Below are 14407 nucleotides of genomic sequence, written 5' to 3'. Positions count from 1 at the left end.
CAAAACAAATAACCCTCTTGAGTTATACTCAAGAGGGATTTAGCACCTTTAACCAATTTTTTATTATCTTTTGAAAATTGTAACCAAAATCTTCTTGTTCCACCTTCTTTAAGGCTACACAATTAACATCACAAATTTTTTCTTCTCCTATTTTTACTGTCACATAACCTATTTTTTCACCTTTTTCAACAGGAGCTTTCACACTTTTGGGAAAATGAAATTCTAAATTCACATCCTGCTTCTCATCTTCTAATGCCGGAATGATACATTCTCTCTCACTTACAACCGATACACTATTTTCTTTTCCACCTTCTACTTTTATCTTCTTAATTAATTCCCCTTTTTCTAAAACTTTATAGGGTTTGTACTTTGAAAAAGCATAATCTAATATTTTCATGGAATCTTCCCACATAGGAGGACTATTTAAAACAACTGCAATAAATCTCCTTCCCTCTCTTGAAGCAGAAGATACAAGACACCTACCTGCTTTATTAGTAAATCCAGTTTTTACTCCATCTGCTCCTTCGTATATCCATAAGAGCTTATTTTTATTCCTCAAATATCTATCCCATTCTCTCCCTTCCCAAGGAATTGTCTTTTCTTTTGTTGATACAATCTCTGCAAATTTAGGATATCTAAAAGCATACCTCGTTATTAAGGCTAAATCATAAGCGGTAGTATAATGGTCATCAATACCAATATCTAAACCAGAAGGTGTCACAAAATGTGTATTATATGCCCCTATTTCCCTTGCTTTTTGGTTCATAATTTCGATAAAATTTTCTACACTACCACCTATATGTTCTGCAATAGCTGTGGCAGCATCGTTCCCTGAGTTTAGCATAAGTCCATAAAGCAAGCTTTCCATATCAATTTTTTCTCCTGGCGAAAGCCAAATAGACGAACCTCCAACACTTGCAGCCCTCTTGCTGACAGTTACAATATCATTTAAATTACCTTTTTCTAAAGCCACCAATAAAGTCATTATTTTTGTGGTGCTTGCCATTGGCAGCTTTTCATGAGGATTTTTTTCATATAACACTCTCCCTGTCTCTTGGTCCATTACAATTGCTGCTTTAGCAGAGATAGAAGGATAGCTCTCAGCATACACTTTTACAGAAGACATAAAATACAGCAAAATAAAAAGATAAAGCACAAATTTTTTCATTTTATACATGTTATAGTTATAGTTTTTTACACCTCACTTATGATGCTTCTTTTCCACATCAATATTGACTTTGTCAATTTTTAGTTTAGTATATTTGGGCACCAAAAAAAAATTTGCCTTCGTTTAAAACACCTCATACTACTAAACTCTAGTGTTATAAATAGGAATATGAGGTGTTTTTATTTTACCCATAAACTAATTATCTTATACCTCTTTGGGAAAAAAGGAGCTGTACTTGTTATATTTTATATCTCTGCATAGCTGCTTTTTCTTTTGCTCAATGTATTCTTTTACTGTTGTCCCTTCAAGCTTTTGGTTTAGATTTTTTTATAGTCAACAATGATACAGTGATACTTTGTTCCTCCAAAATTTCCTTTAAAATTCATATATTATAAGCTATGTCACTCATGCTGTAACTTCTAAGCTGTATTATTATGTAGAAAGCTAATATATTTGTCATCTATGATATCGCGGCAAAAATTATTTTCCCAAGATAAGCCTACCTTCGCCGAAAATTAACAAGTTACTGTCTCGATCTTATCCCCTCAGTCTAGCTATCACCCATGCTGGGCGCACACAGAAAAGAGGCTATAAAAGCCTCTTTTTTACGAACTTGTACTTTACACAATTTTTTTAATTTTTTCTTTTTGCATGGTGTTGTTACCCTTTAACCTGATTTTAATTTCATCCCTTACCTTTCTGAACACGTCCAGCCTCTGTAAAGTATGGAGGCTTTCCTTGTCTCCTTCAACGGCCGGAATGAACCCTTTTGGAAAGGGGGCTGCCGAATAGCTCATGGAATAAGAAACCCTTTATAATTTCCTCTTCACGGGCGAAGAGCTGCTTTTCTTTTTTGGTAAGCACTATCGGTTCCTGCCCTACTTCCGCCTGTCTATGGGGCATATAGTTTTCCATTTCGCCCTCACCAATTAGTTCGGATTCGAATTCGTAATCTTCAAAACTAGATCCAGACTCTGTTTTAATATTCGATTCAAGGCCGTTATAGGGTTCGTCCGCTGCACTTACTCCTGCAATGGGTTCAGAAGCATATTCTGGCTTTTTCGGAAAGGCATCATTAAAGGATTTAATTTCTTCCCCCAATTGAGGTGTTCCTACTGGAATCTTCCGGGGTCTGCCGGGCTTTTGCTTCCTGCCCAGCAGCTTGCGCACCCAATTGGCTACTAAAAATACAAAAACGATCAAGGATAAAAGGTTATCAAAATCCACGAAGACTCACCGCCTTTATTCTTTTTCCTCCTGCTGCCTCTCCTGCCCCAGTTTTGAGAAGGATTCCCTCATCATGGTATCGGCTATAACGTTTCTCATGTTGTAATAGTCCATAACTCCGATCTTTCCGGTGCGCAGAGCTTCGGCCATAGCCTTGGGAACTTCGGCCTCCGCCTCGACCACCTTCGCCCTCATTTCCTGAACCATAGCTTTCATTTCCTGTTCTCTCGCCACGGCCATAGCCCTTCGCTCCTCGGCTTTGGCCTGGGCAATCCGCTTATCGGCTTCGGCCTGATCGATCTGAAGCCGCGCACCGATATTCCTTCCCACATCCACGTCAGCAATGTCTATTGATAAAATCTCAAAGGCGGTTCCGGCATCAAGACCCTTATTCAGCACAGTCCTTGAAATAGAGTCCGGGTTTTCCAGCACTTCTTTATGGCTATTGGATGAGCCCACGGTAGTAACAATACCCTCGCCCACACGGGCTATTATGGTCTCCTCACCGGCACCGCCCACCAACCGGTCGATATTAGCCCTCACGGTAACCCGTGCTTTTACCTTCACCTCGATGCCATCCTTGGCTACAGCAGCTACTACCGGAGTCTCGATGACCTTAGGGTTTACACTCATCTGAACGGCGTGCAGCACATCCCGCCCCGCCAGGTCTATGGCCGCCGCCCTCTCGAACTCCAAGGAGATGTTCGCCCTCTGGGCCGCTATCAAGGCATCTATGACCTTGTCCACATTACCCCCGGCCAGGTAATGGGCCTCAAGCTTGTTTATTTCCACATCCTGCCCTGCTTTGATGGCTTTGATCAGCGGTTTCACTATCTTATCCGGCGGAACGCGCCTTAATCTCATGCCTACGAGGGTAAAAATACCGATTTTAACTCCCGCCGCCAAGGCCGAGATCCAAAGACCCAGAGGTATGAAACTTAAAATAACCGATAAGAAAACGAAAATTAAACCGATTACTACCAGCAAAAATATGAATTCTGTCAAAATAAACCCCTCCTTTTATTTTAATGAATCCTGATCGACCACGATCCTGATGCCTTCGACCCTTACCACCCTTACCCTCTCGCCGGCTTCTATAAATTTTCCGTCGGACACCACGTCCAGTTTAATGCCGTCGAAATCAGCTATGCCGGCGGGTCTGAGCGGGGTAATCGTCACTCCCGTACGCCCTATCAATTCATGTCTTTCCTCAGTGGCGGAGTATCCCGAAGATTTATCCAGCCGCGAAAAGAGCACCAGCCGGTCGAAAAGCGGCGACCGGGCCAGCCTCCTGATGAGGAAGGCGAGGATGACCATGCTTACCACCATGGATATGGTGACTGTTATAAGACCCTGCTTCACGGTGGCCGAAGCCGTTACTATACCAGTGATTATACCTGTTATGCCCAGCAACCCGAAAACGCCAAACCCCGGCATCAGGGCTTCGACGGTGAGCAGGATCAGGCCGGCCAGAAAGAATATGACCGATTCCCAGCCGGCAAGTTCTGCTATCATGTGACCAGCGAAAAACAGCACCAGGGAGATTATACCGATAAGACCGGGTGCCCCGAAACCCGGGGTCAGGACTTCGGTGATAATCCCTATGAACCCAATAGTGAGGAACATCGGAGCCACAAAGGGGCTGGTCACGAAGCTGGCAATCCTCTCTGAAAAAAATGGCTTTACCTCTTTTACGTCCCTGTCACCGACTCCAAGGACGGTCAGGAGTTCCTTCCTGTCGGCGGCGATACCGTCGGCCAGTTTCAGTTCCAGAGCTTTTTTAGCGGTAAGGGAAAGAATTTTTCCCCTTTCCTTTAAACCCTCTATTTCCACATCGGCATCGGCCATAGCCGCAACAATCCTTGGGTCCCTTCCTCTTCTCTCCGCAGCACCTTCCAGCTTCGACCTCCAGTAGGATATGGTTTTCTCTTCTTTGGGTACCGTCTCCGCCGCGCCTATTGTGGAGCCGGGAGCCATGTATAGGTTTTCGCAGGAAATGGCAATCAGCACTCCCGCCGACGTGGCCTGGCTGTTGACATAGGCCGCCGTCGGCACGGGGGAGTTCAGAATGGTCTGACTTATCTCAACGGCGGCATCCACCAGCCCCCCGGGCGTATTTATTTCGAAAACCAAAAGGGCTGCTTCTGTTTCCTTTGCTTCTTCAACGGCCCTCTTTACAAATTTGGCCATGCCAGGGTCCACCGTGCCCCTTATTGGTACGAAAAGGACTTCTCCCTTTTCCTTCGGCAAACCTGAAACGTTTGTAAAAAGCGAAAAAAACAATAAAGCCGTAATTAGAAAAATAACAAAAGTTCCTACCCTGGATCTCACCGGACCACCCTCTATTGCTTAATTTTTGGTTAACAACTGACGTTTCTTCAAGCCCTTTATTGTTTTAATTATATCACAATTTAGAGCGGTTAAATATATCTATGAGTGAGTGCCTATTATAATATCTAGCGTTTTTACCCCCTGGTTTCGGATATAGTTTCTACAGTAGGACCGTACTCTCGATCTCCGCCGCAATAAGGATATAAAAAACATCTCGTTCTCCGTTTTCAGCTACTTCATTTTTATCTTCAGCTTCGGGATATTCATCTACGTTCCTGATTACTGCTTCATCTTCAGCTTCTTCAATTTCCCTGTTACCATTATTTACTGCATATCTACCTGCCCGTACAGAACCGGTTAAGTTCGGTTAAGTTCCTTTTCGGTAGCGGCTATCACCACCGAACCGGCCATATCACCCGTCACGTTGACCAAGGTCCTGCCCATGTCCAGGATGCGGTCTATTCCCGCTATGAGTGCTATGCTCCCCAGAGGCAGACCCACCGTCTGCAGTATCGCTGGGAGGAAAAAGATGCTCACGCCGGGGACTCCGGCAGTCCCTATGGAAAACATAGTGGCGGTCAGTAGTACTGCCAACTGTTGCGAAAGCGAGAGCTCGACGCCGTAAAGCTGGGCGGTGAACAGAACGGAGATCCCCAGGTGAAGGGCGGTACCGTCCATGTTAATAGTGGCACCCAGCGGCAACACAAAACTGCAGATGGACTTTGAAACGCCCAGCTTCTTTTCCGTCACCTCCATGGTGACCGGCAGGGTCCCCGAACTGCTGCTGGTGGTGTAGGCCGTCAGCATCGCCGGTGCGGCGCTTTTAAAGAATTTGACAGGGTTCATCCTGGTAAATATCCAGACCAGAGCGGAGTATACCATAAAGAGTTGGATGGCAAAACCCAGGTAGCCCGTTATTATTAGCTTCCCCAGAGGAAGGAGTAGCGATGGACCGTGATCGGCAACTACGGGTACAATAAGTGCAAAAACGCCTATGGGTGCGTAGTACTCCATGATTATCCAGACTATTTTATAACTGATCTCAGCTAGGCTGTTGAAGAAGTCTAGGACCGGTTTGCCCTTTTCACCGACTAAGGTAATGGCTATTCCCAAGAAGATGGCAAACACTATGATCTGGAGCATATTGCCTTCGGCCATTGCCTTTACCGGGTTTGACGGGACGAGATCCGCAGGAGTTATCAAAGGAGGCTCTCCTTTGATCTCCACTTCCTCCACAGGCAGCGTTATACCCGTGCCGGGCTTAATGATATTGGCCAGAATGATGCCAATGGTTATGGCAAGGGCGGTGGTGAGGAGGTAATATGCAATAGTCTTGGCTCCTATTCTACCCAATTTCTTAACATCGCCGAGGCTGGCCGTTCCCACTATCAGCGAGGAAAGGACCAGCGGCACTACCATCATTCTGATGAGGTTGAGGAACAGCTCTCCAAAGGGTTTAATGTAAGTACTGGCCACATCGGGAGCCGGTGTAAGTAAAAGGCCGACAAAGACACCGACAATTAGAGCGATAAAGATTTTGGTTGCGATGCCAAACTTCACTTTCACCAGTTAACCCCCATTTCATTTTTGTATCGTCACAATAAAGTTAGTTAAAATTCTACCTCCTCCCAAACCCTTTTTACACATTATACCAGGCACTACTATACATTGTCAATGATAAATTATTAAACGATGGTGTCAAGATACGTAGGATATTTTTTAACGACAACCCCTGAAATATCTTAAATCAACGCTTTCCTGTTATGCTTGTTTTTCTTATTAGGGCATGAACCTTTACTGAGTGGGAAGGCTCTTATGGTATCTCTTCCATGTTTTTATTTGTCTTGCAGAAGATTTTGTTTAAAAATATGCTGTACACAACAAAAAATACGTGAGACGGTTAAATTTCTCGTACAGAAATATAACACAAGAAATCCTTTTGAACTTATTGATTACCTCAGATTTTATCTTATCTATGTGGAATTTAATGATAACTCAAAGCAAGGCATGTTTTTTAAAAATACAAAAGGAATGCTTTATACACAAAAAAGTGGGGTTTCCCACTTTTTAAATATCAACATTGTTATTTATTATTGGATTTTGTGTCTTTTTTGTCGACTTACTTTTATTGAACAAGTTTTGTATTTCTTCTATCAATTTAGGCGTCAAGTCTATTATTCTCTCTAACATAGCACTTTGAGTAACTGGCAAGAGTCTGATTTGCCCTTGTCCAACCACCATAAAGGCAACAGGTTGTACAGAAACCCCTGCACCACTGCCACCTGCAAATGGCATGCTTTGAGATGAATCTTGTTCTGTACCTTTTTTATCATTCTTTGGCAAGTTAATTTCACCGCCTCCAGCGGCAAAGCCAAAGGTCACACGGGAAATAGGGATTATTATCGTTCCATCAGGAGTTTCTACAGCATCTCCTACTATTGTATTGACATCTATCATGTCTTTTAAGCTTTCCATGGTCGTTTTCATCAAAGCATCGATTGGGTGGTCACTCATTTATTTTCACCTCCCATTTAAACTACCCAAAAACTTTATTCCATTAATAATAATATTACCACAGGTTATTTTAAATATGCAAATTAAATTTCCTTCTAACTTATTCTGACCATAGTAAGGTGTGATATAAACCTCCGGTGCATTAGTAAAAGTAGCATTATTATATATCGGCATAAGAGCTGTATATATTATTCCCCATAAAGAGCCGTTCAAGATAGCAGTCCAAGCTGCATCTTCTAAGCCAATTTTTAAATTTAAATAAAATTTATAAACAATAGTATCTTTTAGCACATCTTTTAAAAATTCTATAATCTTAAAAAAATCTTTATATCCTATATCTAAAGTCGAAAATTTTCTCTCTTTTTTAGTTCTCTCTAATTTTTTTGTTCCTGCACTTTTAAGTATCTGGATGCCAAAAATTTTAAAATACAATTCCTCTTTTTCGGGCTCTTTCTGTAATTTAAAGGTCAAAAAATTTACAAAAAATATATTAGTTACTATTTCCAGGGAAATATTTTTCTCCTCTTTATTCGCTTTTATTTTAATTTTAAGAGGTAAAAAATACAGTAAAATCAAAAAAATAAGGATTATAAAAACAACAGACAAATATTTCATCATTTCACCTCATATCACGCTGTTTATAAGCCTTTTCTAAGCAAGATTTGGGTCTTTATTATAGTTTTGGTAAAAAAATTGATAGTTATTAAAAACTGCCTATATTGTATTTTTATCCATATAAAGAAAATATAGTATCTTGATATATGATAACCTCTTTTTAAAAAAATAGCAAGTACAATTGTAAAAAACTTCTATGTAAAATTGTACTTATAATAATATAAATATAGCAGGTAACTCTTTATAAAAGAGCACCTGCTTTTTTTAACATTTCATTTTATTTAAAAAGGGATGCCAACCAATCGAAAAAGCTTTTTATAGCGTCTAAAATTGCTTTTAATATACCTTTGTTCTCTTCTACTGTCTTCTTTATTTTATCAACATCTACCCCTATTTTCTCTAATTGCTTTTTTATCATTTCAACATTTAGATTGAGTTGATTTATCTTTTTCATAAGTTGTACAATCTGAGATATCTGCTCATCAGTTAGTTTAATGTTAAGCTGTTTAGCAATATCCCTTATAACATTTGCAATCTCATTTTCATCTGCAAGTTTTTTTGCAATTACTTCTTCTTTAACCTTTTGAATAAGTTCAGCTGCTTTATCTTTTCCTATCTTTTCCCCTAAAGTACCTGTTATAACCAATTCTTCATTAGCTGTCTTTTTTGCCTCGTCACTTAATTTTTCCCCTGTTGCTTCTTCAAATGCCTTCATTATCCCTGTAAGAGCTGCCGTGCCTGATACATCAAAGGGAGCAGCTACTACCACCTTTGCATCTTTAATGCCTGCTGTCACCATTGCATTGGCATACATCTCTTTAGAGACCCAGCTTATGTTGTGAGTATCAACCATAATTCCTTCTCCCTGTGGGAGAAGTTTCACATACACTGAAGAAATGGCTCTGCTACCTATCTGTTTATCAGGTACCAATCCCTTTAAATATTTTCTTTCTTCCTCATTTGTAACCTTGATAACTTTAGTCGTGTTTGGATTGACCCCAAAATATTCCATCATTTCTTCCTGTTGTTTAGGAGTAAGGTCTGCACCTAAACTTACTATCTCTTTTTCATTTGCAAAGGCAAAAGTGGTTGAAAGAAATGTAAAAGTAAGCCCTATTAAAATTAAAAGTAAAGACACTATGCTTCTTTTCATACATTAAAACCTCCTCCTTTTTTAAGGTGTGATTTCGATTTGCGGCAATTCTTTTAAAGATTTAATTCCAAAATACTTTAAAAAGTCTTCTGTAGTAGTGTACAGTATTGGCCTACCAGCAGATAAAGCCCTTCCACTTTCCTTGATCAAATTATACTCCAGCAAAGTATTTATAGCTTTATCGCTTTTTACCCCCCTTATTCTTTCAATTTCTGCCCTCGTAATAGGTTGATTATAAGCTATTATAGCCAAAACCTCTAATGCTGCTTGAGAAAGTCCTTGTTTTATTTCTAATCCCAAAGCTTGTCTAACTATTTCTCCATAATTATCATTTGTACACATTTGAACTTTATCTTCAAAAAATATAATATCTAAACCGCGATTTTCTCGGTCGTAATATTCTTTTAATTTATTTACAACATCTACTATTTCCTCTTGAGAAAGTCCTACCACTTCGCATAGGGTTCTTAATTTTACTGGTCCCCCTGCTGCGAACAATATAGCTTCTATTTTTCCTTCATTGCTCATTTTTTTCTCCTCTCCCAAAGGATTTAATAAGTATATCCCCATAAGTAGTCTTTTGTTCTGCTATAATTTTATTTAATCTCACTAACTCTAAAACAGCAATAAAAGATACAATAATTTCTCCTTTTGCCCGACTTTTCTTAATAAATTCACTAAACCAAAGGACAGTTTTTTTTACCAATTTCACTAATAACTCTTTAATCTTACTCTCTACAGTATATTCATCTTTTTTTATTTCTATTTCATCTTCTTTGGCATTATTTTTTGAAATAACTTTAAGATACGCCTTATATATATCTTCACTAGAGTAGTTAAAAGCAATTTTTTTATCTATGTATTTTACTTCAGGCTCTTCTCTAAAAAAACGAGAACCAATTTTGCACATTTCTTTAAAAGTCTGGGCAATAATTTTATATTTCTTGTACTCAATCAATTTAGTTACCAATTCTTCTCTTGGGTCTACTTCTTCCATTTCCAATTGTTGTCCCTCAAACTTCTGTTTGGGAAGTAACATTTTAGATTTAATTTCTAATAAAGTAGCTGCCATTACAATAAATTCTGATGCCACATTTAAATCCATTTCCTGCAAAGTTTTAATATATTCCATATATTGATCTAAAATAACTGAAATCGGGATATCCATCAAATCAATTTCATTTTTTTCTATAAGGTGAAAAAGTAAATCAAAAGGTCCTTCAAACACTTCTAATTTTACGTTGTACATCTTCACACCCCAAAAGGCTTTAAAATAAGAGTTATAAAAGAGTCCAAAGCATTCATAAGAGGCCCCATAATTTGTCCTATAACCCCAGTGAAAACAAGAAGGAGCAAAATAACCTGCCCATACATTTCATATTGAGAAATCATATAAGCTTCTCTTGGGGGTAATAAACTCCACAATACTTTTGAACCATCCAAAGGCGGCACAGGTATTATATTGAAAACAGCAAAAACTAAATTGTAAATGTACAATAGATATAAAAGTGGATACAATATTGGGACATCTTTAAATGCTATCATCAATATTCGAGAAACGATAGCCAACAAGACGTTGGAAAGAGGGCCTGCTAAAGATACAAGCAATACACCTTTTTTTCTATCTCTAAAATATAAAGGATTAATAGGAACAGGTTTCGCCCACCCAAACCTTAAAAGCCAAAGCATTAAAAGACCAATGGGGTCAATATGAGCCAACGGATTTAATGTAAGCCTACCACTTTGCCTTGGAGTAGGGTCCCCCAATTTATCTGCCACATAACCATGACTAAATTCGTGGAAACTCATCGCAATAAGAAGTGCAGGTATTCTATATAAAAAATCTATAAAATCTATCAAATTTATTCTCCTTTCTTTAATTTTTCTATCAGTTTTTTCAAAAATGCAATTTCTTCATCTCTTGTAGCAATAATTCCATTAATTTTCGCCTCAAACACATTATCCATTAATTCCCCATATAAAGGACTGGGAGGAAGTCCTAAATTTTTTATGTCTTTTCCCTTTACAGTCAATTTACCTTTTATAATTTTTTCGGCTTTTTCTCCTTCCATTACTTCAATAGCTCTTAAAACTTCCTCTTTTGTTTCTTCTATAGTTTCTCTTATTTTTCTGATATTTTTATTTTGGCAATTGAGTTGCTCTCTTAAAAAAACCAAGTCTTTTAAAGCTTTGAGATAAATTTTATTTACTCGCAACCTCTTTTCAATTTTATTAATATCACTCTCTTTTAGGTAGTAAAAAAGCACTAAAAATCTGTATAATTCAACTTCTAAATTTGCATCCACTCTATCGAGATTTCGAGTATTAAGTGTAATTCCATCAAAAATAACTTTATCAATACCGTAAGAAATAAATTTATCAATCATCTCTTTGGCTTTAATTTCTTTCAAAATTAAAAAGATCTCATTCCTTATTCTATCAGCAGACAAAAGTCTAATATTTTCTATTGATTCCTTCATCAAATTGTGTGTCTTTTTTTCAATCTCAAAAGCATATCTAGTAGCATATCTTATAGCTCTAAATATTCTGGTAGGGTCATCAATAAAACTTTTAGAATGAAGGACTCTAACTAAACCCTTTTTCAAATCCTCTAGTCCGTTAAAATAGTCTAAAATTTTTCCTTCTATTACATCATAAGCCAAAGTATTTATAGTAAAATCTCTTCTTGCCATGTCATCGTATATATTTGAAAATTCGATTGTTGGCAGTGCAGCAGAACGTTCATAATACTCTTTACGAGCAGATATAACATCAATAGAAAAACCGTCATAACTTAAAGTAGCAGTCCTAAAAGCTTCATACACTACAATATCACCTTTTAAATAAGAAAGCAATGTATAGGCAAACTTAATACCGTCTCCTTCCACTACTACATCAATATCAAGGTTTTTAACCCCTAATAAAAAGTCTCTTACCACTCCACCTACAATATAAGATTTAATTTTTGTTTTTGAAGAAATTTCCTTCAGCAGTTTAATTAAATCTATTCCGTTAACCTCTATACGCAAAAAATCACCCTTTTACCAACAAAATAATTCCTTGCTTTTTATATTATACCATAGGAAAAGATAAAAAAATAAGTATAAGTTAAAATTCATTAACCTATACTTATTTCTTAGTCTTTGAATTAAAAATTAAAGAAAAAATGTACCCAAAAAATACTGCAGCAGAAATTCCTCCGGCAGTGGCTGTCAATCCTCCTGTAAAAACTCCAATCAATCCATCTTTCTCAACAGCTTTTATTACACCTTGGGCAAGAGAATTTCCAAAGCCCAAAAGGGGTATTGTAGCTCCTGCACCACCTATATCTATCAATTTTTTATAAACTCCAAGACCTCCAAGTATTGCTCCTAATGTTACATATGTTACTAATATTCTTGCAGGAGTTAATTTAGTCTTATCAATCAAAATTTGTGCAATAGCACAAATCAAACCTCCCATTAAAAACGCTTTTATATAATCCATATTGACCTCCTTATAATGTTGTCGATATTGTAATAGCATGGGCAATCCCAGGAATAGATTCCCCTTGCTGGCTACTGGTAGGAGATAAAAGAGCTCCCGTCGCCATAAATAAAACTTTTTTATAGACTCCATTTTGTATTTGAGATAACAGCCATCCATTCAAAACTACTGCAGAACAAGCCGCACCGCTGCCACCAGAATGGACGTCTTGTGATTCATCAAAAATTTCTATTCCACAATCTTTATACTTGCTCTCTATGTCATACCCCTCTTTATACAACAACTCTAAAAGTATATCTCTCCCTACTCTCCCCATGTCTCCCGTCATAATAAGGTCATAGTCTTCTATTGTAAAACCTGTATCTTTAAAATGAGTGATAATTGTATCTGCTGCAGCAGGTGCCATTGCTGCTCCCATGTTATTGGCATCCTTCATCCCCAAATCTACAACTTTGCCAGTAGTAGCATGGGTAATATAAGGGCCTTTTCCTGTGGAGGCTAAAATTGTAGCTCCTGCACCTGTCACCGTCCACTGTGAAGTAAAAGGCCTTTGAATGCCTTGTTCTAAAGGATATCTAAACTGTCTTTCTGCAGTAGAAAAATGGCTGGAAGTTGCCGCTATTATATAGTCAGCATAGCCTCCATCAATAAGCATAGCCCCTAAAGTCAATCCCTCTGTCATAGTAGAACAAGCACCATACAATCCGAAATGTGGCACATTCAATTGTCGCGCAGCAAAATTTGCGCTTATAATTTGATTTAACAAATCACCACCTAGCAGGTAATCAATGTCTGAAATTTTAAGGTTTGCCTTTTTTAATACTAAATTTACAGCATCTTGAAACATTTTTGACTCTGCTTTTTCCCAACTTTTTTCTCCATAAGTATCGTCTACTAAAATCATATCAAAATAATCTCTTAAAGGTCCTTCTCCTTCTTTAGGTCCTACAATAGTGCCTCCAGCTATTATAGAAGGAGGATTTTTAAACTTAACAGTTTGTGTACCTAATTTTTTCTCCGCCATATCTAACTTCCCCTTTTACTTCAAAAAATAATATATCAAACCTATAATAATTGAAGTACTTACACCATATACAATAACAGGTCCTGCAATTGTAAACATCTTAGCTGCCGCCCCAAAAACAAAACCTTCCCTTTTAAACTCCATTGCCGGTGACACAATAGAATTTGCAAAACCTGTTATTGGCACTATAGAACCTGCCCCTGCAAACTTCCCTATATCGTCATAGACCCCAATTCCAGTTAAAAAAGCTCCAAGAAATACCATAGTAATTGATACAAGAGTATTGGCATCTTGCATAGAATAACCTCTTGATAGGTAAAAATTTAAAAAGAACTGCCCTATGTCGCTTATCAATCCTCCTACTACAAAAGCCATTACTACGTTTTTAAGCAAAGCAGGTTTAGGCTCATATTTCTGTGCTATGTTTTTATATTCTTGCTCTTTTTTTACATCTCTTTCCATTAATTTCACCCTTTCTTATGACAAGAGCACCATAGACGGTGCTCCTTTATTTTCAATCTAATTCTTTATCTGCTCTATAAGCTATTTGTATATTAGCTTTATATTCTACTATTTTACCATTTTTTACATTAGCTGTTTGGTTGACAACTTCAATTCCTGATATATTGTCAATAGACTTAGCTGCTTCTTCTACAGCTTTGTGTATTGCATCTTCCCAGCTAACCGTTGAATCTCCTACCACATTTAATACTTTCACAACTGCCATACTTTTTCCTCCTCCCTTATATACCAAATCAGCACTGTCAGGTATTTTTTTATTGGTTTTGTGCATATAAAAATAGCTAACAGCAAAAATTAGCAATATTGTCACGATTATAATTAACATCTTTTTCATTTTCATTTCACCAGCCATTATTAGTATGTGAAG

General features: G+C 37.9%; 16 protein-coding genes. All 16 read right to left on the bottom strand.

Annotated elements, in window-relative coordinates:
• Positions 1-28: 28 nt before the first annotated feature.
• Positions 29-1168 (bottom strand): D-alanyl-D-alanine carboxypeptidase family protein, encoded by a 1140-nt coding sequence (locus tag THEBR_RS05785; protein ID WP_041589950.1) that lies wholly within the window; start codon positions 1166-1168, stop codon positions 29-31.
• A gap of 747 nt (positions 1169-1915) precedes the next feature.
• A complete protein-coding gene (locus THEBR_RS05780) occupies positions 1916-2395 on the bottom strand; it encodes a hypothetical protein (RefSeq protein ID WP_009052353.1) in 480 nt (159 codons plus the stop codon).
• Positions 2396-2410: 15 nt separating this feature from the next.
• The gene (gene floA, locus THEBR_RS05775; protein WP_009052352.1) at positions 2411-3400 is read right to left on the bottom strand and encodes a flotillin-like protein FloA; all 990 of its coding nucleotides are present in this window, start codon (positions 3398-3400) and stop codon (positions 2411-2413) included.
• 15 nt (positions 3401-3415) lie between these two features.
• Entirely contained in the window at positions 3416-4726 is a 1311-nt protein-coding gene (locus THEBR_RS05770; RefSeq protein WP_012269332.1) for an NfeD family protein, read from the bottom strand.
• Between the two features lie 357 nt (positions 4727-5083).
• The gene (locus tag THEBR_RS05765; RefSeq protein WP_012269331.1) at positions 5084-6292 is read right to left on the bottom strand and encodes a dicarboxylate/amino acid:cation symporter; all 1209 of its coding nucleotides are present in this window, start codon (positions 6290-6292) and stop codon (positions 5084-5086) included.
• A gap of 501 nt (positions 6293-6793) precedes the next feature.
• Positions 6794-7240, bottom strand: a complete 447-nt coding sequence (ytfJ, locus tag THEBR_RS05760) for a GerW family sporulation protein (RefSeq protein WP_012269330.1) — start codon at positions 7238-7240, stop codon at positions 6794-6796.
• A gap of 6 nt (positions 7241-7246) precedes the next feature.
• Positions 7247-7855: a DUF2953 domain-containing protein gene (locus THEBR_RS05755; protein ID WP_012269329.1), complete on the bottom strand. Its 609-nt coding sequence runs from the start codon at positions 7853-7855 to the stop codon at positions 7247-7249.
• 277 nt (positions 7856-8132) lie between these two features.
• Positions 8133-9008 (bottom strand): DUF1002 domain-containing protein, encoded by an 876-nt coding sequence (locus THEBR_RS05750; RefSeq protein WP_003867992.1) that lies wholly within the window; start codon positions 9006-9008, stop codon positions 8133-8135.
• 21 nt (positions 9009-9029) lie between these two features.
• Positions 9030-9536: an SMC-Scp complex subunit ScpB gene (scpB, locus tag THEBR_RS05745; RefSeq protein WP_009052348.1), complete on the bottom strand. Its 507-nt coding sequence runs from the start codon at positions 9534-9536 to the stop codon at positions 9030-9032.
• On the bottom strand, positions 9526-10257 hold the full coding sequence (locus tag THEBR_RS05740; RefSeq protein ID WP_012268718.1) for a segregation and condensation protein A: 732 nt from the start codon (positions 10255-10257) through the stop codon (positions 9526-9528). Before THEBR_RS05740 ends, scpB begins: the two co-directional genes overlap by 11 nt.
• A gap of 2 nt (positions 10258-10259) precedes the next feature.
• Positions 10260-10868, bottom strand: coding sequence for a site-2 protease family protein (locus THEBR_RS05735; RefSeq protein WP_009052346.1), 609 nt, complete (start codon positions 10866-10868; stop codon positions 10260-10262).
• A gap of 2 nt (positions 10869-10870) precedes the next feature.
• Positions 10871-12037, bottom strand: coding sequence for a CCA tRNA nucleotidyltransferase (locus tag THEBR_RS05730; protein ID WP_012269328.1), 1167 nt, complete (start codon positions 12035-12037; stop codon positions 10871-10873).
• Positions 12038-12137: 100 nt separating this feature from the next.
• Positions 12138-12494 carry a stage V sporulation protein AE gene (gene spoVAE / locus THEBR_RS05725; RefSeq protein ID WP_003867997.1) on the bottom strand — a complete coding sequence of 119 codons (357 nt, stop codon included), beginning with the start codon at positions 12492-12494 and terminating at the stop codon, positions 12138-12140.
• 10 nt (positions 12495-12504) lie between these two features.
• Positions 12505-13518 carry a stage V sporulation protein AD gene (gene spoVAD / locus THEBR_RS05720; RefSeq protein ID WP_003867998.1) on the bottom strand — a complete coding sequence of 338 codons (1014 nt, stop codon included), beginning with the start codon at positions 13516-13518 and terminating at the stop codon, positions 12505-12507.
• Between the two features lie 15 nt (positions 13519-13533).
• Positions 13534-13980, bottom strand: coding sequence for a stage V sporulation protein AC (spoVAC, locus tag THEBR_RS05715; RefSeq protein ID WP_003867999.1), 447 nt, complete (start codon positions 13978-13980; stop codon positions 13534-13536).
• Between the two features lie 52 nt (positions 13981-14032).
• Positions 14033-14392 carry a dodecin family protein gene (locus tag THEBR_RS12295; protein WP_003868000.1) on the bottom strand — a complete coding sequence of 120 codons (360 nt, stop codon included), beginning with the start codon at positions 14390-14392 and terminating at the stop codon, positions 14033-14035.
• Positions 14393-14407: the final 15 nt, after the last annotated feature.

The organism is Thermoanaerobacter brockii subsp. finnii Ako-1 (assembly GCF_000175295.2).
Classification (GTDB): domain Bacteria; phylum Bacillota; class Thermoanaerobacteria; order Thermoanaerobacterales; family Thermoanaerobacteraceae; genus Thermoanaerobacter; species Thermoanaerobacter pseudethanolicus.
This window is presented reverse-complemented; position numbering and strand designations above follow the sequence as displayed.